Origin of the sequence: Methanobrevibacter sp. TLL-48-HuF1 (genome assembly GCF_023617305.1) — an archaeon.
Taxonomy (GTDB): domain Archaea; phylum Methanobacteriota; class Methanobacteria; order Methanobacteriales; family Methanobacteriaceae; genus Methanocatella; species Methanocatella intestini.
The window spans coordinates 562,637-589,105 of the sequence record NZ_CP081485.1 but is presented as its reverse complement, the minus strand read 5'-3'; the positions used below and the strand labels follow the sequence as shown (position 1 = coordinate 589,105).

General features: G+C 29.5%; 27 protein-coding genes. 17 read left to right on the top strand and 10 right to left on the bottom strand.

Translation table 11 applies throughout. From position 1 onward, the window contains the following. Nucleotides 1-250: 250 nt before the first annotated feature. The 3 genes from K4897_RS02900 to K4897_RS02890 form a co-directional block, all read right to left on the bottom strand. On the bottom strand, nt 251-970 hold the full coding sequence (locus K4897_RS02900) for a hypothetical protein (RefSeq protein ID WP_011953913.1): 720 nt from the start codon (nt 968-970) through the stop codon (nt 251-253). A gap of 13 nt (nt 971-983) precedes the next feature. Continuing rightward, entirely contained in the window at nt 984-4,253 is a 3,270-nt protein-coding gene (locus K4897_RS02895) for a hypothetical protein (RefSeq protein WP_250416574.1), read from the bottom strand. Nucleotides 4,254-4,455: 202 nt separating this feature from the next. After that, nucleotides 4,456-5,208: a hypothetical protein gene (locus K4897_RS02890; protein WP_250416572.1), complete on the bottom strand. Its 753-nt coding sequence runs from the start codon at nt 5,206-5,208 to the stop codon at nt 4,456-4,458. Nucleotides 5,209-5,497: 289 nt separating this feature from the next. On the opposite strand from K4897_RS02890, the gene K4897_RS02885 reads away from it, so the two are divergent. From K4897_RS02885 to K4897_RS02875, 3 genes are all read left to right on the top strand, one after another. Then, nucleotides 5,498-6,526 carry an aminopeptidase P family protein gene (locus tag K4897_RS02885; protein WP_019266348.1) on the top strand — a complete coding sequence of 343 codons (1,029 nt, stop codon included), beginning with the start codon at nt 5,498-5,500 and terminating at the stop codon, nt 6,524-6,526. Nucleotides 6,527-6,590: 64 nt separating this feature from the next. Continuing rightward, nucleotides 6,591-7,511: a type II secretion system F family protein gene (locus K4897_RS02880; RefSeq protein ID WP_250416567.1), complete on the top strand. Its 921-nt coding sequence runs from the start codon at nt 6,591-6,593 to the stop codon at nt 7,509-7,511. 8 nt (nt 7,512-7,519) lie between these two features. Continuing rightward, nucleotides 7,520-7,705, top strand: coding sequence for a class III signal peptide-containing protein (locus tag K4897_RS02875; RefSeq protein ID WP_019266346.1), 186 nt, complete (start codon nt 7,520-7,522; stop codon nt 7,703-7,705). Here K4897_RS02875 and K4897_RS02870 read toward each other — a convergent pair. Next, the gene (locus tag K4897_RS02870; protein ID WP_019264348.1) at nt 7,698-8,261 is read right to left on the bottom strand and encodes a TMEM175 family protein; all 564 of its coding nucleotides are present in this window, start codon (nt 8,259-8,261) and stop codon (nt 7,698-7,700) included. The two genes, K4897_RS02875 and K4897_RS02870, sit on opposite strands and share 8 nt — an antisense overlap. Beyond that, nucleotides 8,242-8,835 (bottom strand): TMEM175 family protein, encoded by a 594-nt coding sequence (locus K4897_RS02865; protein WP_019264347.1) that lies wholly within the window; start codon nt 8,833-8,835, stop codon nt 8,242-8,244. Before K4897_RS02865 ends, K4897_RS02870 begins: the two co-directional genes overlap by 20 nt. 69 nt (nt 8,836-8,904) lie before the next feature. On the opposite strand from K4897_RS02865, the gene K4897_RS02860 reads away from it, so the two are divergent. Next, entirely contained in the window at nt 8,905-10,317 is a 1,413-nt protein-coding gene (locus tag K4897_RS02860) for a lactaldehyde dehydrogenase (RefSeq protein WP_019266344.1), read from the top strand. Between the two features lies 1 nt (nt 10,318). On the opposite strand, the gene K4897_RS02855 is transcribed toward K4897_RS02860, so the two are convergent. Then, nucleotides 10,319-11,041 carry a tRNA-binding protein gene (locus K4897_RS02855; RefSeq protein WP_011953907.1) on the bottom strand — a complete coding sequence of 241 codons (723 nt, stop codon included), beginning with the start codon at nt 11,039-11,041 and terminating at the stop codon, nt 10,319-10,321. 202 nt (nt 11,042-11,243) lie between these two features. Between K4897_RS02855 and K4897_RS02850 the strand changes: the two genes are divergently transcribed. The 5 genes from K4897_RS02850 to K4897_RS02830 all read left to right on the top strand — a co-directional run bounded on the left by K4897_RS02850 (nt 11,244) and on the right by K4897_RS02830 (nt 15,025). Then, nucleotides 11,244-11,651, top strand: coding sequence for a PRC-barrel domain-containing protein (locus K4897_RS02850; RefSeq protein ID WP_011953906.1), 408 nt, complete (start codon nt 11,244-11,246; stop codon nt 11,649-11,651). An 82-nt stretch (nt 11,652-11,733) separates the two neighbouring features. Continuing rightward, nucleotides 11,734-12,498 carry an aspartate dehydrogenase gene (locus K4897_RS02845; RefSeq protein WP_011953905.1) on the top strand — a complete coding sequence of 255 codons (765 nt, stop codon included), beginning with the start codon at nt 11,734-11,736 and terminating at the stop codon, nt 12,496-12,498. A 3-nt stretch (nt 12,499-12,501) separates the two neighbouring features. Further along, nucleotides 12,502-13,221 carry a tRNA(His) guanylyltransferase Thg1 family protein gene (locus K4897_RS02840; protein ID WP_250416564.1) on the top strand — a complete coding sequence of 240 codons (720 nt, stop codon included), beginning with the start codon at nt 12,502-12,504 and terminating at the stop codon, nt 13,219-13,221. A gap of 10 nt (nt 13,222-13,231) precedes the next feature. Then, nucleotides 13,232-13,942 carry a Mov34/MPN/PAD-1 family protein gene (locus tag K4897_RS02835; protein WP_250416563.1) on the top strand — a complete coding sequence of 237 codons (711 nt, stop codon included), beginning with the start codon at nt 13,232-13,234 and terminating at the stop codon, nt 13,940-13,942. A 405-nt stretch (nt 13,943-14,347) separates the two neighbouring features. Beyond that, entirely contained in the window at nt 14,348-15,025 is a 678-nt protein-coding gene (locus K4897_RS02830; protein ID WP_250416560.1) for an Ig-like domain-containing protein, read from the top strand. A gap of 261 nt (nt 15,026-15,286) precedes the next feature. Here the strand turns inward: K4897_RS02830 and K4897_RS02825 are convergent, their stop codons facing one another. Then, complete coding sequence (locus K4897_RS02825) at nt 15,287-15,622, bottom strand: hypothetical protein (protein ID WP_019264339.1); 336 nt, start codon at nt 15,620-15,622, stop codon at nt 15,287-15,289. 453 nt (nt 15,623-16,075) lie between these two features. On the opposite strand from K4897_RS02825, the gene K4897_RS02820 reads away from it, so the two are divergent. Further along, a complete protein-coding gene (locus K4897_RS02820; protein WP_019264338.1) occupies nt 16,076-16,702 on the top strand; it encodes a desulfoferrodoxin in 627 nt (208 codons plus the stop codon). Nucleotides 16,703-16,953: 251 nt separating this feature from the next. On the opposite strand, the gene serA is transcribed toward K4897_RS02820, so the two are convergent. Next, nucleotides 16,954-18,528, bottom strand: a complete 1,575-nt coding sequence (gene serA / locus K4897_RS02815; protein WP_019266338.1) for a phosphoglycerate dehydrogenase — start codon at nt 18,526-18,528, stop codon at nt 16,954-16,956. A 142-nt stretch (nt 18,529-18,670) separates the two neighbouring features. Here serA and K4897_RS02810 point away from each other — a divergent pair, with 142 nt between their 5' ends. Together K4897_RS02810 and K4897_RS02805 are read left to right on the top strand one after the other, a co-directional pair. Continuing rightward, the gene (locus K4897_RS02810; RefSeq protein ID WP_019264336.1) at nt 18,671-19,012 is read left to right on the top strand and encodes a heavy metal-binding domain-containing protein; all 342 of its coding nucleotides are present in this window, start codon (nt 18,671-18,673) and stop codon (nt 19,010-19,012) included. A gap of 117 nt (nt 19,013-19,129) precedes the next feature. Then, nucleotides 19,130-19,822 carry a hypothetical protein gene (locus K4897_RS02805; RefSeq protein ID WP_250416557.1) on the top strand — a complete coding sequence of 231 codons (693 nt, stop codon included), beginning with the start codon at nt 19,130-19,132 and terminating at the stop codon, nt 19,820-19,822. Here the strand turns inward: K4897_RS02805 and K4897_RS02800 are convergent. Continuing rightward, the gene (locus tag K4897_RS02800; protein WP_250416554.1) at nt 19,819-20,217 is read right to left on the bottom strand and encodes a hypothetical protein; all 399 of its coding nucleotides are present in this window, start codon (nt 20,215-20,217) and stop codon (nt 19,819-19,821) included. The two genes, K4897_RS02805 and K4897_RS02800, sit on opposite strands and share 4 nt — an antisense overlap. Before the next feature lie 4 nt (nt 20,218-20,221). Further along, complete coding sequence (locus K4897_RS02795) at nt 20,222-21,163, bottom strand: transcriptional regulator (RefSeq protein ID WP_250416553.1); 942 nt, start codon at nt 21,161-21,163, stop codon at nt 20,222-20,224. Between the two features lie 61 nt (nt 21,164-21,224). On the opposite strand from K4897_RS02795, the gene K4897_RS02790 reads away from it, so the two are divergent. From K4897_RS02790 to K4897_RS02770, 5 genes are all read left to right on the top strand, one after another. Further along, entirely contained in the window at nt 21,225-22,490 is a 1,266-nt protein-coding gene (locus K4897_RS02790) for a tRNA(Ile)(2)-agmatinylcytidine synthase (protein WP_019266337.1), read from the top strand. Between the two features lie 206 nt (nt 22,491-22,696). Continuing rightward, nucleotides 22,697-23,608 carry a DUF3100 domain-containing protein gene (locus K4897_RS02785; RefSeq protein WP_019266336.1) on the top strand — a complete coding sequence of 304 codons (912 nt, stop codon included), beginning with the start codon at nt 22,697-22,699 and terminating at the stop codon, nt 23,606-23,608. Continuing rightward, nucleotides 23,608-24,099 (top strand): hypothetical protein, encoded by a 492-nt coding sequence (locus K4897_RS02780; RefSeq protein WP_250416550.1) that lies wholly within the window; start codon nt 23,608-23,610, stop codon nt 24,097-24,099. The genes K4897_RS02785 and K4897_RS02780 overlap by 1 nt, the downstream gene beginning before the upstream one ends. Before the next feature lie 64 nt (nt 24,100-24,163). Beyond that, on the top strand, nt 24,164-25,561 hold the full coding sequence (locus K4897_RS02775) for an MmgE/PrpD family protein (protein ID WP_250416548.1): 1,398 nt from the start codon (nt 24,164-24,166) through the stop codon (nt 25,559-25,561). A gap of 5 nt (nt 25,562-25,566) precedes the next feature. Further along, complete coding sequence (locus K4897_RS02770; protein WP_250416546.1) at nt 25,567-26,469, top strand: U32 family peptidase; 903 nt, start codon at nt 25,567-25,569, stop codon at nt 26,467-26,469.

Below are 26,469 nucleotides of genomic sequence, written 5' to 3'. Positions count from 1 at the left end.
CGTTATTTTAAGTCATTAAATACCTGATTAGTAATCTGAGGATTATAAAAACAAAATTTAGCATATATAATCTCATAGCATATTTTAAGTATTTGTTTTCTTTTGATTGCTTGTAATAAGCATAAGTTATTATTAATCCAATTATTGAAAAAATAATCCATAGATAAGTGTTTAAAAAGCTATGCACTACAAAAATTACAAATGGTACTCCTATTGTAATGTAATTTTTAAAATTTTTGTTCATATTAATTCACCATGTGTTTAAATAAATTTTTAAGTAAAATCCTGAATTTGTAAAATGGAACACAATGAAAAATACAATAAATATTAGTATAATATATAATAAGAATCCTTTTTCGGTTTTATTATTAAATCTTAATAAATTACTTCCTTTATCTGGGAAAATTAAAGCTAAAAATCCCAAACAGGTTATTGCACATAATATTGTTTGATTAATAACATTGTGTTCGAAAATTACTTGTGGAAAACCAATATAACATAGTAACATACTTAATCCAAGATAGATAAATGGCCTATAACCTAATGAGTTGTTATTTCTGCTTTTGTCATTGAAACAATTTGGTCTTAAGCCGATTCCCAGCATAGGTAAAACAAAGATAATTGCTAAAACAAATGCATTTATTTTATTGAAACAACATAAATATGCAATTAAAAATACTCCTAATGTTGATGGAGTAAAACATAAAGTCATAAAGCGTTCTATTGGATAGAATGTTATATACTGTTTCCAATCATGTTTTTTGTAAATTTCTCTTTGATAATAGAAAAATAACACTGGACCAATGGTTAATGAAATATATATTATCATGAAGTATGCGGTTAACCAATGCCATTTAAAAATTAAGAGCATTGCCATAAAAAATAATGCATACATCCAAAATGCTGCTTTTTTAAGAAATGATTTTCTAAAAAACATATTGTCATCTAACATTTTATTAAATTTATTCATATTAACACCCTTCTTAATAAACTGGAACTTCTGCAATTTCAAATAAATAATTGGCAGTAGTTTTTTGCACTGCTTTATTAAAATTACCCCATGTTGGATGTCGGAGAGTATCTGTTGATAGACAGTTTAAACCAAGACCCATTAGACCAAAACTCACTGCGATAACTGTTGGAACAGTTGCCAGAGGCCATAAAGGAGGGGCAAGTATGCAAGGTATGGCTATACCTGCAGCAATTTTTGAAATGGAAATACAAAGTCCACCACCTATTTCTGCAAGTTCTCCACATTGTTTGTCAGATAATCCAAAAAATGATTTAAAGTCATTGTATCGATTTGTAACTTCAGTTATTGTATGTTCAGTTATGTATGACAGTAATGAATATGTATTATTAAGTAAGTTGTCTGTTAATTCATCACAGAAACAATAAGAATATGTTGTTGATAATGCGCCTTTATATAAAAACCCTTCATTTTCAATAGTTGTAGAAACAATTCCTGTTGTTTGATTAATTATTAATTTTTCTGAAAAATTTAGAAACTTTAAATGCAATGAATCATTTATTTTTTCAGTCCTGAACCATTCTTCATTACAAATATGATTGATTAAGGAAGATAATGATCCAAAAATAGTTATGTTGTCTGCTAGTTTCAGAATCATGCTTTCTATGTCGCTTAACATTATTGAACATTCAAATCTGAAATTTTTCATATTTTTATTATTGTTACTTGATAATATCATATTCATACTTGGATTAGGAATATGGATATAACTCATTCCTCCATTCATTATGCCAGACATTACCACTGTGTTTTTGTTTCGTGTCCAAGTTAAGTTGTAAAAGTCATCTTTTTCGTTTGCTAGATTATCACTCATATATATTGTCATTAATCCATTTAAAAATGTTCCATATGTTGCTTTTTCAGGTCCATGGGAGTAATTTTTATTTAACCAGTATTTTATATCATCATTTGATGTTTTTCTATCTGTTATGGTGTATGTTTGTATTGTGTTGAATCCTGCTTGAGCATCAATTAACACTCCAGTATTTATTTTTTCAGTTTTTTCAATTAACTCGTTATTAATTTTGAAAATTGTGTTCATATATTCAAAATCTGGATTTTTATTAATTAAGGAATAGTCATAAGTATATTTTAATGTTGTATTTGTATTGGTATATTTTAATTTTGATAAGTTATTATTTAAAAATTGTTTATATGTGATATGTGCTATATTTGCTCCATTCCATATGGTTTTCCCTTGGCTGAGTTGTAGTCTAAGACCAATATCATCATTGAAAATAGAGTTAGAGTATAAAATATTTCCCCATGAATTAAAATTTTTAACAAAATCTATTTTTTGAATATCAAAATTGGAATTAATGATTGTTGAATAAATAGCACTAAATTCGTTTATATTGTTTTCATTAATTGTATCATAGTAATAAAATCTAACGAAATCTTTTTCAGTTTTTAGCAATATTCCTTGGCTAGATGGGATGTAATTGTTATTAACTTTAGTTTTTTGACCTTCTTTTGAAATAAAATAATTATCTCCATTTGATAATTGAGTATAACTGTTATTGTATAAAACATCACTATTTGCCCCATATTTAAAACCAAATACTTCTCCAGTAGTTTTAATGGCAAATGAACGGGTTTCATATACTTTTATTATTCCATTTGTTCCAGCTTTAGAAACATAATTAAATGAATAATTGGGATAAACAAAATCAAGTCCACTTACATTAAAATACATTGGAATATCTACTGAATAAACCATATTAGGTGTTAAGTTCATTTTAATAATGTTATTTTTTGTAATTGAATTGTAATATGTTGAATCAGCATATGTTGTTGATATTGAGTATTGTCCAGGGTTTAAATTTATGTTTTGTTTTGCAATTCCATTTTCATCAGTTGTTTTAGAGTAAGAAATGCCGTTTATTTTGAATATTATTGTTTTTCCAGACATTGGTAAACCATTGTTGTCTTTTAAAACAGCATTAAATGAGTATCCTTTGTCTCTAAAAATTGTATTGTTTGTATTTAAGTTTACATTTAGTTTTGTAGATGTGGGGAGCATTGTTATAATTTTATTGAGTCCGTTAAAACTGTTGTATTGGTATGTTCCAGGGAATGTGCAGTAAATATTATAATTTCCAGTTTCAAAACTAATTTTTAATTTTGCAATACCTTGGGTGTCACTTGTTTTGGTATATGAAACGCCATTTGCAATAATATTTATATTAAAATTAGTTAATGGTTTTCCTGAGGGGTCAGTTACTTTTGTTATGAAGTATTCTCCTTTTCGATTGATAACAAAGTTATCATATTTTATTATAATATTTTGTTTTAATACTGTAAGGTTATATGACTCTGAGAGTTTGTCATTGTTATTTGTGATGGTAATTATATATTTTCCTGGATCAAGATTAATATTTAGCTGTGCAACACCCGTTTTATCAGTAGTTTTATTGTAAAATACTCCATTAATATTGAATGTGACAACAGAATTTTTTAAACGATTACCATTTCCATCAAATACCATTGCAGTAAATTGTGAATCATTTTTGTATGATTTAATAAGATTATTACTGTAGATAGTTGAAATGATGTATATACTATTTATTATTGTGGATGATTTATATTGGTTGCTTCCTGCAAATAGTGTCGTAATTGTATAATTTCCAGGTCGTAAATTAATATTCATATAAGCATAACCATTGTTGTCTGTCACACGATTATAACCTACACCATTTATGTTAAAAATAATTCTTTCATTATTTAAAGGATTACCATATGTGTCTTTTAAATAAACTGAATATTTTCCATTTTTATAAAAAAAAGCAGTATTGTGTCCAGTTAGAACACTATTTTCTTGATTGATGTTACTTTGAATCTCATTAACAATTAAATATGATTTGTTTGTTAGTATATCTGTGCCGTAATATAGTCCATAATTACTATTATTTTTTAAATTTTTGTTTAAAATTATGTCAAAACATTCATCTTCATTGATAAAATTCTTTTGATTTGAAATATCTTTAAAAATTAAATTTGTGTTATTTGTGGACATGATGAATTTATTTGTAACTTTTTGAAAGTCTTGGTTTAAATTGTAATCTGCATTATTATTAAGTTTGATTTCATTTTCATAATTATAAGTTATGTTGTAATTATTTTCGTTTTCTGTGTGGATGGTTTCATTAATTTCACTGCCTGAAACACCAGAAATGAAAATAAAAAACATGATAAAACTTAAAATTAATATATTTTTATTCATTATTTTCACCTCATTGTATTTTAATAAAAGTACTTTGTAATATTGATAAAAAATAAAGTACTATATATAATAATTTTAAATAAAAATATATAATTTTTATCTAAATTTTCAACGAGTTATAATAAATAGTTGTTATTTGATTGTTATTATTTTGAACATTTTCATATTTTTAACATGATTTGTTGATTACTAGTTATTTTTTTTAATTAGTAATTCCTGTAAGTTCTGTAAATGGGATTGTAGTAAATTGGTAAAGTAATATGAAGAATATGATTAATGCTATTGCTAAATATAGTATTTCTCCTTTTTTGCTTCTGTTTTCAAATGGCAGACATTTGTTGATTTTGTCAGGGAATGTTAGCCATATGAAACATGCTGTTGTGGATATTAGTAATCCTGCCATGTTTATTATGGATGTTTCGTAGAGGCATTGTGTGTATCCTAAATAGCAGCAGATAGTCAGTACTGGCCAATAGTAGTTAGGTTCGTAGCCTGCATCATAAACAATTTCTCCATTTTCTTCTAGGCTGGAATCGTTAAATGTTTTAAATTTAAGGCCGATTCCTAAAAATGGCAGTGCAAATATTATTGCTATTAAAATGGATTTTATAATATTTACTTCAGCACACAAACACATCATAAGCACAGATAAAGATGTGGTTGAAAATCCTAAAATAGTAAACGCAAATATTTGATAAGAATATCCTCTAAAATTGTTAAAATTGTATAAGTGATATTTTTCATCTAATTCATCACTATAATATTCTATTAAGAATATTCCTCCTAATGCAAATAATAATAACAAGAAAAATAAAAATCCAATCCATGTAAATGGTGATATTAGAATTGCTATTAATAAAAATCCTCCGAATAATTTTATAAATCTTTTTTTCACGGTTTTTTTATCTGCAAAATATTTCTCATCAATATTAAATAAATTAAATAATTTTAACATAGAATCACCTAGGGTAAAGGAACTTCTGTAAAACTGGACCTGTCATTTGTTATTATTAGTTATTGCCTGCTCAAGTCAAATATTGCTGCAGTTTTGCTAATCTTATTAACTGAAGCATTTGAAATAAAAACAGTCTTCTTTTTCATTAAGTATTTTTATCCTGTGTAGATTAAATGCTATTTAATAATTTTAAAATAAAAATTATATATATATATAACTGTTGTTTAATATTTTGAAAGATATTAAAACTAGAAAAATATAATGATTATCTAATAGAAGGTGTAAAAAAATGGAAATGAATGAATTTCATATTAACAATATTTTAAAGGACATGGAAAAAAAGGATTATCATGGTTATTTACTTGCACAGTTTACTAATGTTCAATATATTTCAAATTACAAACCTACTAGTTTCGCTTTTTGTGTTATAAAAGAAGATCCAATTATTTATGCATCAAAAATGGATATGGAAATAGCTAATAAAACATCAGCAATTGAGGTTAAACAATTTACTTCATTTTCAGATATGGTTGATGAACTTAAAAAGGAAGGAATTTCCAATCTGGCTATTGAACCAAGTTTGGTTTACAGTACATATGAAAAATTCAAAGATTCTTTCAATATAAAATCTGAAACATTCATTGATACTCAAAGACAAATTAAAACATCTGATGAAATATCCAAAATTCAAAAAGCGACACAAATTGCTCAAAAGGCATTTGTTGATTTGGATATTTTAAATAATACAAATCCTGAAAATATTGTTGCTTTGGATTTGGATAATTTAATGAGAAAATACGGTGCTGAAGGCAATTCTTTTGATACTATTGTAACAAGCGGTTCAAATTCAAGTCTTCCTCATGCAACACCTCAGGATAAACAGTTAGAACAGCCAATATTGATTGATTGGGGGGCAAAATATCATGGGTACTGTTCAGACAACACCAGAACTATGGTTTACACAGAAAAGCAAAATGAAATTTGTGATATTGTAGCTGAAGCTCATGACAAAGCTATAAAAGCAATTAAACCAGGTCTTAAATGCTGTGAAATTGATAAAGTAGCTCGTGATATTATAAGTGAATATGGTTATGGTGACAATTACATTCACTCAACAGGCCATAGTGTAGGTTTGGATATTCATGAAATACCGACATTTTCAGCTAAAGACAAAACAGTAATTGAAAAAGGAATGGTTATCACAGTTGAACCTGGTATTTATCTGGAGGATAATTTTGGCGTCAGGCTTGAAGATACAGTAGCTGTTGAAAAAAATAAAGGAAAAATAATTGGTGATTTACCTTTAATTATTGAATAAACTTTCAAAAATTGATTTAAGTTACAACTAAGATTTTATATACTTCAAAGTTGTAGTTTAATTTATGAAATCTAAAATTATTCATTCATTATCTTTATTTTTAGAAAATAACCTTTCTAAAAAGCAATTGTCCAAAGTTCAGGAATTTTTACTAAGTGGGGACATTGAGATAGTTGCATCTAAATTTTTAGCTGTTTTAATATTTTTTATTTTGTTTGCAGATGTTGTAATTGGAATATTCATTGTATTTCTTAAAATATCTGATTTGTATTTGTTTTTACCGTTTTTAACTGTTCCTCTTTTTGCTACTTATGTTTTTATAAAACAGGAAAAACGGGCAGCAGAAATTGAAAAATCAGCTCCGGACTTTTTAAGACAGCTTTCAGCTATGTTGAAAGTTGGTTTAAGTTTTGAAAATGCAATGGATGATCTCTCTAAATATGGTGAAGGGCCTTTGTATGATGAAACAAGACGTGCAATTGCAGAAATAAAAGTTGGAAGAAACTTTGATGACGCATGGATGGCTATGGCTCAAAGATTAAAGTCAAAAGAACTTGAGAGAATTTTTGCAATAATATTGGGAAGCCGTAAAAGCGGGTCAAGTATTGCTAATGTTATTTTTGATGTTTCAAATAATTTGAGGGATATGCTGGCTTTAAAACGTGAAAGGAAATCTTCGGTTATGATGGCAGTTATGTTTTTAATAATTTCGGCAGTAATAGCCAGTCCTTTTGCATTGGGGATGGTTAGTGTTTATTCCCAGTTTATGCAAAGTTTTGGAAAACAAACACAGCTGATTTCAGTAGCTCCTTTTGCAGGGCAAATCTATTTAGTAATTCATTCAGTTTTGGTTGGTTTGATAGTAAGTATAATCATGTATGGCAATGTTAAAAAAGGAATTAAGTTTTCCATACCTTTAGCTCTGCTTTCTTATGGGATATTTTATCTGATTTCCAATTTTGCAGGAGCTATGTTTTTAGGTTAGGTGATAATATGGTTGATAATAAAGGTCAGACTTCAGCAGAATTTATTTTATTGGTTGGCGGAATTATTGTAATTGTTTTACTGACTTTAATGTTTTACAGGAATTATATCACAGGTTTGTCTGGTGAAATTAAAGGTGAAGAAGTTTCTAACTTTAATGGTAAGTTAGACTCCCTATCAGAATATTTTACTTAATTATATGTGGTATAGACCAGATAATAATTATTGCAACTAAACAGGAAGCAATTATTGCTGGTGGATAGAAGAAATAACCAATTACATATCCAATTATGATTGTAGCTATTGTTGCTGTAAATTCATAGTTCTTATCTAGAGCTACCTGCAGAGCAATATTTCCTTTATCTGCATTTTTTAAACTTTCTGAAGTATAAATATAAATTAAATTAACCAGTATGAAATCCAGCCCATATATTGACTGAGCAAAGAATGAATGGAAGTTATTAGCTACAAAACTTGTTAAATAGGGTAGCAAAGACAATATAAATATTGAAATTCCGCTTGACCAGATAACTTTATGATCAATGTGGTTTACAATGCTGAATAGATTGTTATGATAATTCCAGTAGTTAAAACAGACTATAAAACTGATTAAATAAACAATAAATTCTAAATGCAGTTTTCCTAAAGCCTGCCAGCTACCGTCTGCAGGTATTGGAATTTCCAGAACAATGATTGTTATTATTATTGCAAGAATTGCATCAATTAATGCTTCAAATCTTCCACTTTCCATTTTCAACACCTTTTCTATGTATTCTGGCTATGACTATCCACATTATAACTGCAATTAAACAGCTGATGTAGATTCCAGGAATAAAAACACTGTAACTTAACCCGAAACCAATTAAAATCACAGCTAATGGAATTAATGCATATAAGTTGTCATAATCTGCTTTTATTAGTTTATCATTGTAGGGATCACTTTTATGAACAGCTTTAACTGCCATATTATATGTGATATTTATTGCAATGAATAGTAATCCGAAGGTGGTTTCACTAGCTATTGAATATGCGTCCTGTGTTAACCATAATGTAAAATATGGAATTAGAGTTATTTCAAAAATTAGGATTCCATTTAGTATTACTGCAGTATTGTCAATATTTTCTACAATTTGGAATAAATTGTGGTTGCTGTACCATATATTGAACAACGTTAAAAAACTGATGAAATAAGCAATATAATATGTTTTCAAGGTCCAAAAAGCTCCAATTGTTGCACTTTCTGGTTGGGGCAGTTTTAGAACAAGTACAGTCATAGCTATTGCAATTACTGCATCAGCGAATGTTTCAAATCTTGCAGTTTCCATAATATCAATATTGTTTAATTAATTACTTTAAATATATGTTTTTTTAATATAATTAAGTAAGGTGATAAAATGGATATGTTAATAAATGGTAAACATGTTTCAGCTGATGATTTGGCAGAAGTTAAAAATCCATATACTGGGGAAGTTATTGATACGGTTCCTGTTTCTCATTTAAACAATGTGGATTTAGCTATTGATGCTGCAGTTAATGCTAAAGATTCTATTGAAGAAATGTCTGCATTTAAAGTTTCAAATAAATTATATGCAGTTTATGAAAAATTAAAAGATAATAAGGATGAATTAGCTGAATTGCTTACAAAAGAAGTAGGTAAACCTATTAATGAGTCTGTTGTTGAAGTTAACCGTTCAATTGAAACATTAAGACTTTCAGCAGAAGAAGCTAAAAGAATTTATGGTGAAACAGTTCCATTGGATGGTGGAATAAACGGCAAAGGTTTTTTTGCATTTACTCAGAGGGTTCCATTAGGTGTTGTAGCAGCAATAACTCCATTTAATTATCCGCTAAATTTATCAATTCATAAAATAGCTCCTGCTATTGCATGTAAAAATACTGTAATCATCAAACCTCCATTAAATGCACCATTAACAGTTATGAAATTTGCTGAACTTGTAAATGAAGAGTTTCCAGATGGTGTTATTAATACTGTAACCGGATATGGTTCTGAAGTAGGTGATGCATTAGTAACTTCTCCTAAAGTAGATAAAATTTCATTTACTGGAAGTGTAGCTACCGGGCTGCTTATAGCTTCAAGAGCAGGAATGAAAAAAGTTACTTTGGAACTGGGAGGTAATGATCCTCTTCTTGTTCTAAAAGATGCAGATATTGATAAGGCAGTTAAAGGAGTAATGAACGGTGCTTATTTAAATGCAGGACAGGTGTGTATGGGTGTTAAAAGGATTATTGTTGATGAATCAGTAGCTGATGAATTTACACAAAAGTTAGTTAGTGAAACTAAAAAAATCAAAATGGGCAATCCTATGGATAAAAACACAGTATTGGGAACACTTATTGATGAAGATGCTGCCCGTATGGTTGAAGAAACAGTCAATAATGCAGTTAAAGCAGGTGCCAAAATACTGACTGGCGGAAAAAGAGACGGTGCATTTTATGAAGCTACTGTATTGGATAATGTTACTCCAGATATGGATGTTGTTGTAAATGAAACCTTCGGCCCTGTTGCGCCAATAATTAAAGTAAAATCAGTTGATGAAGCTATTAAAGTAGCTAATGATACAGAATATGGTCTTCAGGCAGGAGTATTTACTGAAAACTTTAGGGATGGTTTAAGGTGTGCAAATGAAATTGAGGCAGGTACAGTTTTTGTAAATAAACAGTCTACATTCAGAACTGATAACATGCCTTTCGGAGGATTTAAAAATAGTGGAACAGGAAAAGAAGGAGTAAAATATGCAGTAGAAGAAATGACTAAGGAAAAATTAATAGGATTAAATTTAAGGTAGCCTATTTTAGAAAGGCTTCTACCAGATTACGTGTTTCATTAAGGGAATCCATAGGAATTCCTTTTGGCATTTCTCCGAGATTTCCTTCAACTTCTTTTAAGATATTTCCGTCCATTCCAAGAAACATTCCTTCACTGGTTGTTTCCATAAATGACTGTGGCGGAAGTAATGACACGCCAACACTGTTTCCTTCTTTTACATTTAAATCATTTGTAACTACAGTTATGGCCCTTTTTCCTAGATTAACATTACATATCATTAAGGAATCTGCATTTGGATGTTTTGTAACACTCATTATTTCTCCAACTTTTATATCGATTCCAATAATTGGATCATTGATGGGACCTAGGGCTAAACGGTCTTTAAGGCCTAAAACAGAGTCTATAAAGAATCTTACTTTAGCTACATTTTCAATTGTTTTTTCCTTATCTTCTTTAGGAGCATTGCTTATAAAAGATTTGTTCCATCCGTCTCCACCTAAACATTCAACAATTTTTTCTCCTTTTTCAATTATTGCTGCAACATCTGGAGAGTTAACCAAATCATCTCCTTCAAGATAAGAGTAACTTAATGATTGGAAATCACTGTTCATGTTTTTTGCTGTTTCAATAGCTAATTTTTTATTCCAGTTTCCTCTAAATGATGCAGTTTGGATAATATTCAAATATTGTTCTCTTGCATGGTTTGCTACTAAAATTCTATAATCTTTACTTGTGTCCCACAATTTATAGTCTCCTTTGTATTCTCTTTAAAATATTTATTTTAATATATTCTTATATTTTTCCTTGTTTTAGGCCTTATTTTGCTTAAAAATTTGTTACATCATAAACTATTTATATTAACAAGTAAATAAATTTAAAATAAGTTAAAGTTATTAATTTACTTTAAGTATAACACGAATTAGATTACATATTGTGGTGTATCAAATGGTGGAAGTTTCAAGTTTAAAAGAATTAGATATTTATACAGTAACAGGACACTATGTCGGAAGAGTGGCTGATGTAATTCTTAATATTAGATTAGGTACAATTTCTAAATTGCAAGTAAGGGCTATTGAACCTGAAAAAAAACAGGTAGGTTTCAGAGACCTTATGAAAAGAAGTTTTCAGGTTGCTCCAGAAGAAGAACATGATGTAAGATCTTTTAAAAATGATTTATTAACTATTGATTTTGATAAAGTTCAAGCTATTGGCGATATAATGTTGATTAATCCAAGAGATATGAAAAAAGTAAGACATGAACCACCAGTGTCTGAGGCTATTTCTCCTAATCAACAATCTCAAATTCCAAAACAAAGTGAGCCTAAAGCACAAACAGAATTTGAAAAATTCTAAGGTTAATTTTTCATCTTTTTTTATTTATTTTTTTTATTTATTCTTGTATTTTTAATTAAATTATTTTTTTTGTTGTGATTTTATGAAAGTGGGAATTATAGGCTGTGGTGCTATTGCTAATATTATAGCTAGTACTATTGTTCCGGAAGATAATAATATAGATATTGAATATTTTTATGATAATGATGTTGAAAGAGCGGAAAACTTGGCATCTTTTGCTAATGGTGTAGCTGTTTTAGATTTAAATGACATGTTGGACAAAGTGGATTTGGTTTTGGAATGTGCTTCTCCGGATTCTGTTAAAGAACATGCTCCAAATGTATTGTCTCATGGTATAGATATGATTATTATGAGTATTGGTGCATTTATGGATAAGGAATTCTACAGTAAAGTAAATGATATTTGTAAAAAGAAAGGTACAAGAATACACCTTCCTTCAGGAGCAGTTGTAGGACTGGACGGTATTAAAGCTGTAGCTGATTTTAATTTGGAAGAAGTTAACCTGGTTACTCGTAAATCTCCTAAATCTTTAGGTAAAGATATTGATGAAGAGGAAGTTTTATTTGAAGGTAAGGCATCAGAAGCAGTAAAAGAGTTTCCACTTAATATTAACGTAGCTGCAACTATAAGTTTGGCCTGTAATCAGGACATTAATGTAAAAATTATTGTAGATCCGAATGTAGACAGAAATGTCCATGAAATTACTGCAAAAGGAGATTTTGGAGAGTTTAAAACAACTACTAAAAATTTCCCATGCAGTGCAAATCCGAAAACCAGTATGCTGGCTGCACTTTCCGCAATTAAATTACTTAAAAGTTTCAATGAATCCATTACTGTAGGATTGTAGGCAATGAAGGAATATGAAGTTTACAGGGATTTGAAAGTTCCTGTAAACTCAAGAATTATCTTAAGACTGGACGGTAGAAGTTTTCACTCATTAGCTAAAAATTTAAACCTTAAAAAACCATATGATGAAGATTTTGCAGAATTGATGGTTAAAGTTTCTAAAGATTTATTTAATGAGTTTGCTCCAGCATTTATTTACACATTTTCAGATGAAATAAGTGTTCTTTTAGATAATATTCCATTTAATGGCAGAATTGAAAAAATAAATTCTGTAATAGCCAGTTTTGCAGCCAGTTCATTTACATACAATTTAAATAAGGAAATTGCCAAGCCTGTTGCATTTGACAGCAGAATTATTCCGATAAATGGTAAGGATATTCCTAAATATTTTAAATGGAGACAGGACGAGGCCTGGAGAAACTGCATAAATGCTTATGGAATTCATATTTTAAAATCAAAATATGGTGATAAAACAGCTAATGAAAAAATAAAAGGATTGAAGTCTTCAGATATTCATGAACTTTTATTTAATGAAGGAATTAATCTGAATGATGTTGATAATTGGAAAAAAAGAGGAATAGCTATTTATAAACAAAATAAAGAAATCGTAGGTTACAATAAAAAGGAAAATAAAAATCAGGTATCTTACCGTAGCTTTTTATTTGAGGATTTTGAAATTCCAATTTTCAGCGAAAACTTTTTTAAGGATATAAATATAATTTAATTGTGATATTATGGGTTTTATTTCAAAATTATTTAATACAGATAGTGATGAATTCAAGGAAGTTAGAGTTGATAGGGAAGTCCTTGAATCTGTAATTTATTATGCTAAAAAAGCGTATCCTAATGAATTTTTAGCTTTTTTTGACGGTAAAATCAAAGATAAAATACTTTATATTACTAGTCTGATTTTTTTACCTGGTGAAACCTGTGATGTTGGAGCTGTTGTCCATACTGAGATGCTGCCGCCTACTTTAAAATACTGGGGATCAGTTCATTCCCATCCAGGACCAAGTGCACATCCTTCCGGTGCAGATTTAAAAACATTTTCTAAAAATGGTTTATTTCACATGATTGTCTGTTTGCCCTATAGCTTGGAAACATTTATGGCATATGACAAGTATGGAGAACCTATGGATTATACTGTAGGGGAATATGCTGATGAAATTGACGGAGACATTAGCGAATTTTTTGATGAAGACGATGTTTTAAAAGATGGTGAAGAGTTAAAACCGGGATTTTTTGATGATGAAGATGATTTTGACTTGGAAGACGAAGATATAGATCAGGATTACAGGGAATACGAGATGAAAACTCAAAACAGTAATCCTACAATAATTTCCAATATAGAATTGCCTCCTCTTTGTGATGGGGATAATATTCAAATTGAATTAGATGAAAACGGAAATATTAAATGTATTTATAAGCTTCCAAAAGATGAATAATTCTCTAATTTTTTATTTATTTTTAAAATCTTAATTCTAGGACAATATTGGATTTTAAATGTATTGTTCTATAAAAATAGCCATATTTGTTTCAGAAATTGAAAAAATATTGTAATTTATGAGTTTAATTCCTATTTGGATTATGTGGAATTTTATTTAATTGATAAACAATGGGGTAACTTTGTTTTTTTCGTAATGTTTTTATAGCTTTTTAATAATACTTTTTAAAAGAATGATTAAATGTGTTTAAATACTATAAAAAGAAAATAAAAATAATATATGTTTTTTTAAGGAAAGATGCAATTAAAATTTAATTAATAATGCTTTTGATAGTATTGGAATTAGTTTTAAATTCTTTAAAACATGATTTAGATAAGATATGATGTACATATCGGAGGTTGAAATATGGTAGATAAAAAAGTAATTATCTTGTCGACTGTAGCTATTATTTTAATGATTATTTTGGTTTTTATTTGTTTCGGAAGTAATTTATCAGTATTTAAACAAGAAACAGATTTGGTTATAACATCTAATTCTACATTGAATAATGGGGATAATTTTACAGTCAAACTGGCGGATAATAATGGAAAAGGAATAGCTAATAAAACTGTTTGTATAAAATTGGTAGATGATGGTGGAAATGTTAATAACTTGAATATTACTACTGATAAAAATGGTGTATCTAGTTTTGGTATAAATGCAAATTCTGGAAATTATGTGGCGAAATGTGTATTTTTAGGAGATGATAATTATGATTCATCGAATATTGTACAAAATATATCTATTATAAATAAGGTAGTTTCATTAAATCAGACGGATAATGTAAATTCTAATTCTTCAGATAATTCTCAAAATAATGGAGTATCAAAATCGGATGATAATTATCAAAGACCTACTACAATGCAAGGGGGTAAAGAACAGTTTACTGCTCATGAATCTGATGTGATGCCAGATGGATGGGATCCCAATAAACATGAATTGTATCGTGTTAATTTGCCTGATGGGAATCATAGAATATATTATGATGATGGATATAAAAGAGTATGTGATAGTCATGGATATGTTTTAAGTTGGGGTTATTAATTTTAAAAATCCATAGCTTCCAACTTATGTTTTTCTATTTTTTTTGTGTTTGTAAAAGTTTACGGGATGTTTTAATTGTATATTTTTTCCACTCCTTCAGCATTTCTGCAATTTCAGAAAGTTCTAAATATATTTCAATTTTATTATTAAATTTCTCCATGTGCATATTAGGTATAATCTTTTTGGTAAAATGCTATATTTTTAAAATCTTAATTCTAGGACAATATTGAATTTTAAGCGTGTCTTTCATTGAAAACATACTTAATAGGATTTATCCCGATACCTATCCCATTTTTTGGAACTAGGGTTCCACTCACGTCTAGTTTGGCTGTCTTCATAATCTTTTGTCGCTTCATTATATGGAGTGTAGCTATTTTCAATTGTTGCTTTCATGGAATCATACTGTGTTTTAGTAAGTTCCTCTTCAGGATAATTTTCATCATCCCATGGTAAATCTCTAGCTAATACTTTTTTTCTTAAATTATATGTGGAGCCACCATGAATATCATATTTTCTGCCATCAATAGTATAAACATAACTCCACGAAAACTTATTATGTTTTTTTATTTCAAATGAAGAAATTTTTTCATTGTTCATTTTATCACTTGTTTTATTTCAAATTAAGCATATTTTTAACTGAAAAACACATTTAAAAATATTTATTATATATTCTCTTACCCATACTATTTAAACACATATTATTCATTCTTTAAAAACATTGTTTGAAAACTATTGAAGCATCACTGAAAAAATCCATTATAATACAATGTTTTTTTGCAATTTCTAAATGGGGGTGACTTTTAATTGTATTTTTATTAAAAAACATGAAATACTTGATTAAAAAAGTAGAAGACAATTTAATGTCTAATTTGAATTATATTATGAATTATTTGGGTAGATTTAAAAAGAAGACCAAGTTTAATTATTTATTTAATGGAAAAATTAAACAAGAAAATAGTTAATAGAATTGTTTAAATTAATAAATGAAACAACTATTAATAAAAGAACTGCAACAGTATTATTAATGACTAAAAAACGAGAAGATTAAATATGCAATGGTATTATGATAGAATAAAAGATAAATCCTCAGAATTAGAAAAATACCCAGGATACCTTCCATCTATTGTGAGGATGGCTATAAATTTGTCTAATTGGTATGATTTTTTGAAAGAAAAAGGATTATATGAAAAAACAATGGATGAAATCTATTCAAAAAGACATATTTCAATAGATGAAGATTTTGAAGACTTCAGACAATGGGTTAAAGATAATCCGGAATATTCAGAATTTATTGATGAAAATAGTACTCCTGAAATTGATGATTATTCAGATATGCGTCCTGTTGGAGGATTAAATGTTGATTATTTTTTAGAGCATGCAGAAGAGATAATAAATGATACTGAGCATTTATCTAATCCTTATGATTTTAGTGCATTGAAATTTGATGATAATGAAATGGTTAGATATTATTATCGTGAATTGGAAAAAACACATAGGGAAATGTGGATGGCATTTGGTAGGGGGAATACTTTTATGAATCCTGGTGAAACAGATGAAGGTAAAGCTTTAGATAGAGTTACTCGGGAATATTGTGAAGCTACAGGACATTGGGATATGTATAATTGGATTGAAATAGACTATGATCATTACATTGAAGAGAATTTTAGGGATTATTAAAATAAAAAAGACATGTAATTTAATATAAATGTGTATTGGAGTATTAGATAAAACTATTAATTTTGATGTTTGATAGAAAATAATAATATGAACAGTCCCGAAGATTACATTTAACAACTTTAATGTAGAGCACTCTTTAATTGAGAAAGTTGGGGGGGATTTTTCAGGATGATTTTTATTATGGTGTTTTTTAAGTGATAATTTAAAGAATAAAAAAATAAAAAACAATATGGTGAAATAATTGTTTTTTATTATAATTCTAATCCAATAGCATCATAGACATTGTCTAAGTCTTGGATTCCTTTTATTACTTCTTTTGGAATTTCTTTATCAAGAGTTAAGATCATAATAGCTCTTCCGCCTTTTTCATCTCTTCCCACTTGCATGATTCCGATGTTTATTCCGTATTCACCTAATGCTGTGCCAATTTTACCGATGCTTCCAGGCACATCTTCATATTTAGCTATGAACATGTGGCCTTCAGGTTTTACATCTACCCAGTAGTCATTTACTTTTAAGATTTTAGGGTCGTGTAAGGTAGTTCCTTCTGCAGAGAATTCATCATCTTCACTTTTTGCAGTTACTTTAATTAAGGAATCATATCCTTTTGAATTTTCAGTTTTGCCTTCAGTTACAATGATTCCTCTGTTTTTAGCTACAATGGAAGCATTTACTGCAGTAACTGGTGAGCTTAAAAATGGATTTACTGCTCCCTGAAGTACAGTTCTGGTTAACATTTCAAGATTGTCGATTTTGGATAATTCTCCGGAGTAAATAACTTCAATTTCTTTAATTTTTCCGTTTACTGCTTGTGAGATGAAACTACCTAATTTTTCACATAATTCTAAGTAAGGAGTTACTTCCTGATAGGTGTTTCTGTCGATACGTGGGAGGTTTAATACATTTTGAGGTGTTCCTCCGTTGATTAAATCGATAATTTCATCAGCTACAATGATTGCAGCATCTCTTTGTGCTTCTTTAGTTGAAGCTGCAATATGTGGAGTTAATACAATATTGTCAAGTTCGAATAATTTGCAGTCTTTAGCTGGAGGTTCTTCTTCATATACATCTAAAGCCGCTCCTCCAATTTTATCATTGGACAATGCTTCATATAATGCATCTTCATCTATGATTCCACCACGTGCACAGTTTGCAATAAATGCTGTGTTTTTCATTATTTCGAACTCTTTTGTAGAGATTAAATGTTTTGTTTCTGGAGTAAGAGGTACGTGAATTGTAATGAAATCAGCTTTTTTAAGGACAGTTTCCAAATCAGTTAATTCCACACCCATTTGAGCAGCTACTTCTTCAGGCAAGTATGGATCGTATGCTACAGCATCCATTTCAAATGCTTTACATCTGTTTACAACCTGTGAACCGATTCTACCCATTCCGATTACACCGAGGGTTTTGTTTCTAAGTTCAACACCCATAAATTTTTTCTTTTCCCATTTGCCTTCTTTTACAGATTTATCTGCAATTGCTGATTTACGGGCAAGACTGAGTAATAATCCCATAGTGTGTTCTGCTACAGTAATTGAAGTTGATTCTGGAGAGTTAACTACCATAATACCTTTTTCAGTAGCGGCATTTAAATCAATATTGTCTACTCCAACACCTGCTCTTGCGATTATTTTAAGATTGTCTGCTTTGTCAATAACTTCTTTAGTAAGTTTTGTCCTACTTCTTACGATAATACCTTCATATTCATGAATTGTATTTGCTAATTCTTCAGGAGTAATTGTAGTATCTACAACGACTTCTGCAGCCTCCTTCAAATTTTCAATACCTTTTTCATTAATTGCATCTGCAACAAGTACTTTCATTATTTCACCATTTTGATTTGATTTTATTTATTGGAAAAATTTATTAAATTTATAAATTAATAAAATAAATACTGATTAAAATTTTATATTTCTTAATATTTAAAATTTTAATTATTTTGCCTATATTTATGAGGTTTTTATTATGGTATCTGTAAATGAGTTTCCAATAGCAACTGCAAATGAAATACCTGGTTTTAAAATTGTTGAAACAAAAGGTTTTGTATATGGTTTAACTGTTAGAAGTAGAGGTGTAGGAGGGCAGGTATCTGCTGGTTTACGCTCTTTAGTAGGTGGGGAAATTAAGGAATATGTTTCTATGATGGAAGATTCCAGAGATGAAGCATTGGAAAGATTAATTGAGCATGCTAAACAATTAGGCGGAAATGCTATTGTAGCAGTGCGTTTTGATTCTAATGATATTTCCAATGTTATGCAGGAGATTCTTGCTTATGGGACTGCTGTTGTAGCTGTAAAAGAAGAATAATTTGGTTGTGATTTTATTTTTCAAGATGATTTTGAATTTAAAAACAAATCAGTTCCCAGAATAATCTTAGGTAATGCTCCTTTTATAGCTGAACCTTATTTTGGCCACAGATCCAGATTGTATGATTTGGATTTGCATAGAAATCCTGATGCAATAGCAGATATTATTGTTGAGTCTTATAATAATGGAGTTAGAGCTATTAATTTAGTTAATGATGATGCATTAATTAAAGGATTTGACATAGCTTTAGATGAAGGCTGTAACATGGATGTTGTAGCTACTGTTGGCAAATCTGATGTGGATTATATGAATCCCAATTATGATGTAGCTAAAGAAGTGGATTGGGAAGATGATATTGAATTATTCAAGAATTATAATTGTCCTTTAATGCTTGTTGATGAGTTTATTGTTGACGGCTATGACTGGAATCTGACTTCAAATATTTTATCTCAGATTAATGATACCTCTGCAGCATCTGGGTTAATAACTGCATTTCCAAATAAAACTACAGATCTGCTTATAAATCATTCAATTTTGGATTTATTTGATTATTATATGATTCCTATAAATAAACTGGCTTATATGATGGATATTCCTTCATTTTTACCAAAAGAAAGACTGGAATTCAAAGCTAAAATTGAAAAATTGGATAAAAAAATAATAGCGACTCGTATTTTGGCAGCAGGGATTTTAAAGCCTGCTGAAGCATTTGATTTTTTAAATACTTTGGATTATGTTGATTTGGTGACTTTTGGTGTAGCTAGTAAAAAAGAAGTTGTGGAAGATGTTACAATATTGAAAAATATTTAATCTTCCTTAAAATCTACTATTTCATAGTTGTCAAATGGAACTAGATTTTTTTGTTTGATTTCAAGGTTTAAACTTTCCAAACCTTGCTCTAATTCTTTAATGTTTTTATTTGAAGGTTTTTTGCCAGTAATTTGCAGGTATTGTCTTGGATTAATTTTACAAAATTCACATTCAAAGTTGCAGCATCTGTCTTTTTCTTCGCAGCCGTAGCCTTCAAGTTCTTCTTTTGTTCCGATTACAATATCTTCAAGAATCTTTGAGACTCTTGAATCTGCTGCAAACATAGCTATTTTTTGAGAATATCCGCAAATTCCAATAGCTTTTTGCCCTCTAAAGTTACAAATCCATTTAATAGGATAATCTTTTATTCCTTCAATTTTTAAGTTTTCTACCATATTATCACAAGTTGTCTTTTCTTTCTCTAATAATTTTCAATAATTCAGAAGGATTTTCAAATTCTTTCAATTCCCAGGATTTAATCACAGGAATGGTTCCAAGTGAATCTTTTATTTTGTCATTATTTATTATAAAAACAGGTTCCGAAGATGTAATCATTGACAAATCTTTTAATGGGATAGCCATTCTTTTTAAAGTTTTTTCACTTCTGTTTTTCTCAACATTAGTTAATAATGATGATTTGTCTTTTGAGCTTTTCATTTTTGCTACAGCATCAAAAGGACTTTTATTTGTAGATAAAATACCGTAACCAAGTTTGGATAAATCATCTGCTCCTTCAACATTACTGTATTCAATATCTTCGCTTATGGTCGGTTTTAATAAATCAATATCCAATGTTACTTTTGTATTTAGTATTTCTTCGAGAATCATAGCTGTTTCTGTATTGGCTCTGACAATTTCATTTTCATATTTATACATTGTTGCTCTTGATACATGAGCCAAATCAGCTAAATCTTTTAATGATAATGAATATTCTTCTCTGTATTGCTTTATAACATTACCGTCAACTTTAACAAAGTATCCTCCTCTGTCTGCAAGGATTTCAGGATATTCATTGTAAAGCAGCATATTTTTCAGAGTTTCAAAGCTTATAGCAGGAACATCATATCTTTCATAGATTACTCCTTCTTCTAAAATACCGTTTCTTGATTTTTCACCAATTATAATGGGGGAAGCAAGGAAGATATTAGCTAATTGTTTCATTTCATGAGCTGTGGCTTCAGTAATACTGTCAATATTTAAAAAAGTTTTTAAAAGTAAAATTAATAAGTTCTTACGAGCTACAAGGTCAAATGATCCTTGGTCGTAAATGTTAGATGTTTTATAACCTTCAGAGGTTAATAAATTATCTATTTCTTGTAACATTTTACTTCGATTTAACATAATTTAATCCCTCTATGTAAATATATGTTTATATTATAGTTGTTTATAATATTAATAATAGGTGATTTTAATTAAATATTTGCATATTGGGATTGATGATACTGACTCTCCAGATGGTATGTGTACTACTTATTTGGCCTGCCATATTATTGATAAATTAAAGGAAGTAGGTATTGAAATTGTTGGTTATCCTCGTTTAATTAGATTAAATCCATTTGCAAGATTCAAAACACGGGGAAACGGCGGCGTTGCTTTTAAAATATTAAATGATGATAAAGTTGATTTAGCTAAGAAAATAGTTTTAGATGAAGTGGAAAAATTAGCTATGTTTGACTGTGATAATACAAATCCCGGTGTTGTATTTTATGATGGTGAAATAACTGAAGAAATGGCTGATTATTCATTTAGGGCTATTTATTCATTTATTACAATTATGGAAGCTGAAGAATTTGGAAATTCTATTGGCTGTGAACTTCATAAATTTAAAAAAGGAAGGGGAATTATCGGATCCATTGCAGCTATTGGACTGCCTTTAGATGATTTTACTTATGAATTATTAGCTTACAGAATACCTGAAAATTATGGTACTAAAAGACACATTGATTATGATTCAGTTTATTTGATGGATAGGGAAACTTATCCTGAAACTTTTGAGAATGTTGATTATGGTGAAGATTATATAGCTATTGAACCTAAAACTCCATGTCCTGTTTTGTATGGTATTAGATCAAATACTGTTGGCGCTCTTAAGAAGGCTAAAGAAATAGTTCAAGTTGAAGAACCTATAGAAAATTACTGTATTTTTAAAACTAATCAGCATACAGATATGCACATTCAAAAAACAGATGATATAAAGAGTATGAAACAATTTGGATGTTATGAAGTAGTGGGAACTGTCAAAAATAAACCGCGTGTTATTGATGGTGGTCATATGTTCTTTTATATCTTTGATGATTCTGGGGAGATTGAATGTGGAGCTTATGAACCAACAAAAAACTTCAGAAAAATTGTATCTGATTTAAGACCTGGGGATGTTATTAAACTCTTTGGGGGGATTGGGGAACAAAATACATTTAACATTGAAAAGTTTCAAGTTGTTAAATTAAATGATATTGAATATAAAAATCCTATTTGTGAATGTGGAAAAAGAATGACTTCTGCTGGAAAAAATAAGGGATTTAAATGTAAAAAATGCGGAAATAAAATTAATGATAATAAAAAAGTTCCTATTAAAATTTTCAGAAAATTAAAAAATTGTCAGTTTTATGAAACACCAGTTTCTGCTAGGCGTCATTTGTCAAAACCTATTTGTAGGATGGATTTATAGAAATTAACTATTATCTATTTTTATTTTTTATTTTTATTAACTCTGATTCTTTATTTCATCGTTCTTATTTTGTGAATTTTATCTTAATTTTTAAGGGTTTTTGTTCCTATTAAAGGAATTTTTGAGCTTGGAATAGTATTAATTTATATAATAGGTTGAATTATGTATTAGTAATAGATATTTTGATATGCTATTTATAAAATAGGTTGGAGTGGGCGCAGATTACTGATAAAAACGAAAAAGTTAAGGGGACAGAACACATATATCGTGATAAGACTGATAAAACTATTTTAAAGAAAGCACCATGGAAAGATTATAAATTACATATTACTGTGCTTTTATTGGTTATTATTTCCGAATTTATAGGGCCCGTTGAATTCAATCTTACAAAAGATATTTGTGTTGTAATTATGCCGTTGTTATATGCAATGGTTCTTGGTTTGGCTTTGTTCTTATTAAAACCAGTTAAATGGATTACTAAAAAACAATCTAAAATTGCAGAAAGTGCAATGCTGTTATTTATAGGACCTTTGCTTGCAAAATTAGCAGTAGCTAGTGGTCAATCATTCCATATTTTACTTGATGTTGGCCCTGCTTTAGTTTTACAGGAGTTTGGTAATTTGGGAACTGTATTTTTAGCACTTCCTGTGGCATTGCTTTTAGGATTTAAAAAAGAAACTATTGGTATGACTAATTCTATTGGTCGTGAAACCAATGTGGCAGTTGTTATTGATAAATTTGGATTTGATTCTGCAGAAACTAGGGGAGTTTTAACAGTATTTATTATTGGAACTGTTATTGGAACGTTATACATCAGTTTTCTGTCATGTTTATGTGTATCAGTTTTACCACTTCATCCATATGCATTTGCAATGGCAACAGGGGTAGGCAGTGCAAGTATGAATGCAGCTGCATTGGCTCCATTGTTAAGTGCTTTCCCGGCAAGTATGAGTACAAATATTCAGGCATTTGCAGGATTCAGTAATTTAATTTCCTTCTGTGTTGGAATTTATTTCTGTATATTTTTAGCTATTCCATTAGCTCAAAAATTATATGCTTGGCTTGAACCTAAAATTGGGAGAGAAACTCCTGTTTCTCATTTAGGGGAGGAAGAATAATGGTTGATGTAATTGACGGTTCAGAAACAGTTTCAACACATGGTATAACTAATTGGATTTTATTATTGGTTATATTTTCAGTTATCACAGTTGTCGGAAATTGGATAGGTTATAAACATCCGATATCTGATTCCCTTGTTGGAATGTTGATTTTATCTATTATAACTTTGGCAGGTTTATTGCTTGAGAGATATTTGCCATTTAATGTCTCTTCAATTATTTACATAAGTCTTATTGGTATTGCAGTTTCCCTACCTATGGTGCCGACTTCTCCATTTGTAGTTAAATATGTGGGACAAGTAGAGTTATTGTCTATTGTAACCGTGTTTTTGGCATATGTAGGTATTGGTATTGGTAAAAACTGGGATCAGTTCAAGGCTATGGGTTGGAGAGGTATGATAGTAACTATTTGTATCATTACTGGAACTTACCTTGGATCTGCATTAATTGCACACATAGTTTTAGTTCTAAGCGGTACACCTTGGTGTTAATTTTTAACACCATTTAAGTTAACTATTTAAGACTATTTTTACAATTTAATTATTAAGGTGTTTTATGTTTTTACAAAATATTTCCAAATTTATTTCAAATTATCGTTATGAACAGGCATCAAAAGAAACCCTTAATGTGGTAAAAGCAGCATTTATTGATTTTTTTGGAGTTACATATAGGGGAGTAAATGAAGAATCTTCTAGAATAGCTTTCAATACGATTAGTGAACTATTTTTTGGAAATATGGAGTTTGAGCTGGAATCTTCTGTTATTGGTATGCCCAATTTTAAAACAAATCTGCTGAATGCAGGTTTTTTAAATGGTATTTCAGCTCATGTTTTGGAATTGGATGATGGTCATAGAGGAGCACAAATTCATTTGGGTGCAGTTATTTTCCCAACTGCCTTGGCTATTAGTGAAGCTTATGATTTGGACGGCAAATCTTTTTTAGAAGCGGTTATTGCAGGTTATGAAGTTGGAATAATGATGGGCCAAATTGTCAATCCCCAACATAGAAACAATGGATTTCATACAACAGGAACTGTTGGAACATTTGTTGCAGGTGCTGTTGCTTCTAAATTGCTTAATCTTGATGAAAACCAAACATTAAATGCTTTAGGTTTGTGTGGAACTCAGGCTGCAGGTCTTTTAGAGTCTGACCATAATGGGAGTATGGGCAAAGTTCTTCATGTTGGAAAAGCTGTTTATAATGGATTAATATCTGCATTTTTGGCTTTAAACGGATTCACTGGTGCCGGAACAATTTTTGATGGGGATGAAGGTTTTTTAAAAACAATGGTTTTGTCAGATAGTGATTTTTCTTTAGATGTTGCTCTAAAAAATATGGGTAAAGTTAGGGTCAGAGACATTTACTTTAAAAAATATCCGTTTTGCAGACATTTGCACTCTTCAATAGATACTGTTTTAAAACTAAAGGCAAGTATAGGTGAAGAGTATGAGCATATTGGAAATGTGATTATCAAAACATATGATGTAGCTGCTAAACATGATAATTATAATCCGAAAAATGTCGAAGAATTAAAACAGAGTTTGCCTTATGCAGTGGCCATTATGCTTGTTTGTGGTGAAATTGATTTGGATGATTTAAATCAGTTAATTGAGTTTGGCCTGCTTGATAGCTATTCAACAGTTGATAAAGTTAACAGTATTAAGAATCTGGCTAGTAAAATAATCATTGTTTCTGATAGTGGATTGGATGAGCTATATCCAAATAAAAGACCATCAAATGTTATTATTAAGTTGGATGAATCTTTCAGAGGGGGAATTTTCCAAAATATTACATTATTGCCAAAAGGTGATTTTGAAAATCCATATCAATTAAAAGATTTAATTGACAAATTCAAAAGTTTGAATCCTGATTTTGATTTAAATAAATTGCTTGTTGTTGATAATATTGAAGATTATTCTATAAAACAACTTATGGAAACATTAAATGAGTAGATACTATGAAAAAAACTGAAGAATTCTTGGAACAGCTTGGAATTAAAAGGGCTTATGACGATTTTGAATCATTTAAACGTTTTAATGATGGAGGACAGTATCGTTTTGAGGTTCCAGGAATACAATCTCCAAAAATAATGGATACTTTACTTAAGGAAGCTTCTAAAAATGAAATAACTATTCATCGTATTACTCAAACCAAAGGAATAATGCTGCTTACTGATGAAGAAATTACAGAAATGGTTGACTTGGCTAAAAAATATGAATGTGAACTTTTTTTATCTGTAGGTCCAAGAGCTACCTATGATACCAGTGCAACTGTTCATACTAAGGAAGGAAGCAGGATAGGATATCGATTAAGAGGATATGACAATTTAGTTTATGCAATTGAGGACGTTAAAAGAGCGGCTGATTTGGGAGTTCGTGGAATACTGTTATATGATGAAGGTTTACTTTGGACTTTAAACCAGATGAGAAAAGCAGGTGAACTTCCGAAATCACTTCATTTCAAAATGTCTGCACATACTGGACATGGAAATCCCGCATCTGCAAAATTACTTGAAGAAAACGGTCTTAATTCTTTCAATCCAGTTAGAGATTTGCAAATTCCTATGATTGCAGCTATTCGTAAAGCAGTGTATATGCCTTTAGATTTGCATACTGAAAATCCGAAATCAACTGGCGGATTTATCAGACATTATGAAGTTCCGAAGATTATTAAAGTAGCTTCTCCAGTATATTTAAAAACAGGAGGTTCAGTAGCACAGTCTCATAATTGGAATACTTCTGAAAAAGAAGCAATTGCTCGTATTAAACAGGTTAAACTGGTTAAAAGAATGATTGACCAATATTATAGTGATGCAATATCTTCTCCTAAAGGATCTAATGATTTATCTATTCCTGAGTGA

Excerpts from the sequence above, each read along its gene's own strand:
- K4897_RS02880 (WP_250416567.1), top strand. The coding sequence starts at position 6,591 with ATGAAATCTAAAATTATTCATTCATTATCTTTATTTTTAGAAAATAAC.
- K4897_RS02860 (WP_019266344.1), top strand. The coding sequence starts at position 8,905 with ATGGATATGTTAATAAATGGTAAACATGTTTCAGCTGATGATTTGGCA.
- K4897_RS02810 (WP_019264336.1), top strand. The coding sequence starts at position 18,671 with ATGGTATCTGTAAATGAGTTTCCAATAGCAACTGCAAATGAAATACCT.
- K4897_RS02900 (WP_011953913.1), bottom strand. The coding sequence starts at position 970 with ATGAATAAATTTAATAAAATGTTAGATGACAATATGTTTTTTAGAAAA.
- K4897_RS02770 (WP_250416546.1), top strand. The coding sequence starts at position 25,567 with ATGAAAAAAACTGAAGAATTCTTGGAACAGCTTGGAATTAAAAGGGCT.
- K4897_RS02875 (WP_019266346.1), top strand. The coding sequence starts at position 7,520 with ATGGTTGATAATAAAGGTCAGACTTCAGCAGAATTTATTTTATTGGTT.
- K4897_RS02850 (WP_011953906.1), top strand. The coding sequence starts at position 11,244 with ATGGTGGAAGTTTCAAGTTTAAAAGAATTAGATATTTATACAGTAACA.
- serA (WP_019266338.1), bottom strand. The coding sequence starts at position 18,528 with ATGAAAGTACTTGTTGCAGATGCAATTAATGAAAAAGGTATTGAAAAT.
- K4897_RS02870 (WP_019264348.1), bottom strand. The coding sequence starts at position 8,261 with ATGGAAAGTGGAAGATTTGAAGCATTAATTGATGCAATTCTTGCAATA.
- K4897_RS02895 (WP_250416574.1), bottom strand. The coding sequence starts at position 4,253 with ATGAATAAAAATATATTAATTTTAAGTTTTATCATGTTTTTTATTTTC.
- K4897_RS02825 (WP_019264339.1), bottom strand. The coding sequence starts at position 15,622 with ATGAACAATGAAAAAATTTCTTCATTTGAAATAAAAAAACATAATAAG.
- K4897_RS02845 (WP_011953905.1), top strand. The coding sequence starts at position 11,734 with ATGAAAGTGGGAATTATAGGCTGTGGTGCTATTGCTAATATTATAGCT.
- K4897_RS02865 (WP_019264347.1), bottom strand. The coding sequence starts at position 8,835 with ATGGAAACTGCAAGATTTGAAACATTCGCTGATGCAGTAATTGCAATA.
- K4897_RS02890 (WP_250416572.1), bottom strand. The coding sequence starts at position 5,208 with ATGTTAAAATTATTTAATTTATTTAATATTGATGAGAAATATTTTGCA.
- K4897_RS02885 (WP_019266348.1), top strand. The coding sequence starts at position 5,498 with ATGGAAATGAATGAATTTCATATTAACAATATTTTAAAGGACATGGAA.
- K4897_RS02835 (WP_250416563.1), top strand. The coding sequence starts at position 13,232 with ATGGGTTTTATTTCAAAATTATTTAATACAGATAGTGATGAATTCAAG.
- K4897_RS02795 (WP_250416553.1), bottom strand. The coding sequence starts at position 21,163 with ATGTTAAATCGAAGTAAAATGTTACAAGAAATAGATAATTTATTAACC.
- K4897_RS02840 (WP_250416564.1), top strand. The coding sequence starts at position 12,502 with ATGAAGGAATATGAAGTTTACAGGGATTTGAAAGTTCCTGTAAACTCA.
- K4897_RS02830 (WP_250416560.1), top strand. The coding sequence starts at position 14,348 with ATGGTAGATAAAAAAGTAATTATCTTGTCGACTGTAGCTATTATTTTA.
- K4897_RS02775 (WP_250416548.1), top strand. The coding sequence starts at position 24,164 with ATGTTTTTACAAAATATTTCCAAATTTATTTCAAATTATCGTTATGAA.
- K4897_RS02780 (WP_250416550.1), top strand. The coding sequence starts at position 23,608 with ATGGTTGATGTAATTGACGGTTCAGAAACAGTTTCAACACATGGTATA.
- K4897_RS02820 (WP_019264338.1), top strand. The coding sequence starts at position 16,076 with ATGCAATGGTATTATGATAGAATAAAAGATAAATCCTCAGAATTAGAA.
- K4897_RS02800 (WP_250416554.1), bottom strand. The coding sequence starts at position 20,217 with ATGGTAGAAAACTTAAAAATTGAAGGAATAAAAGATTATCCTATTAAA.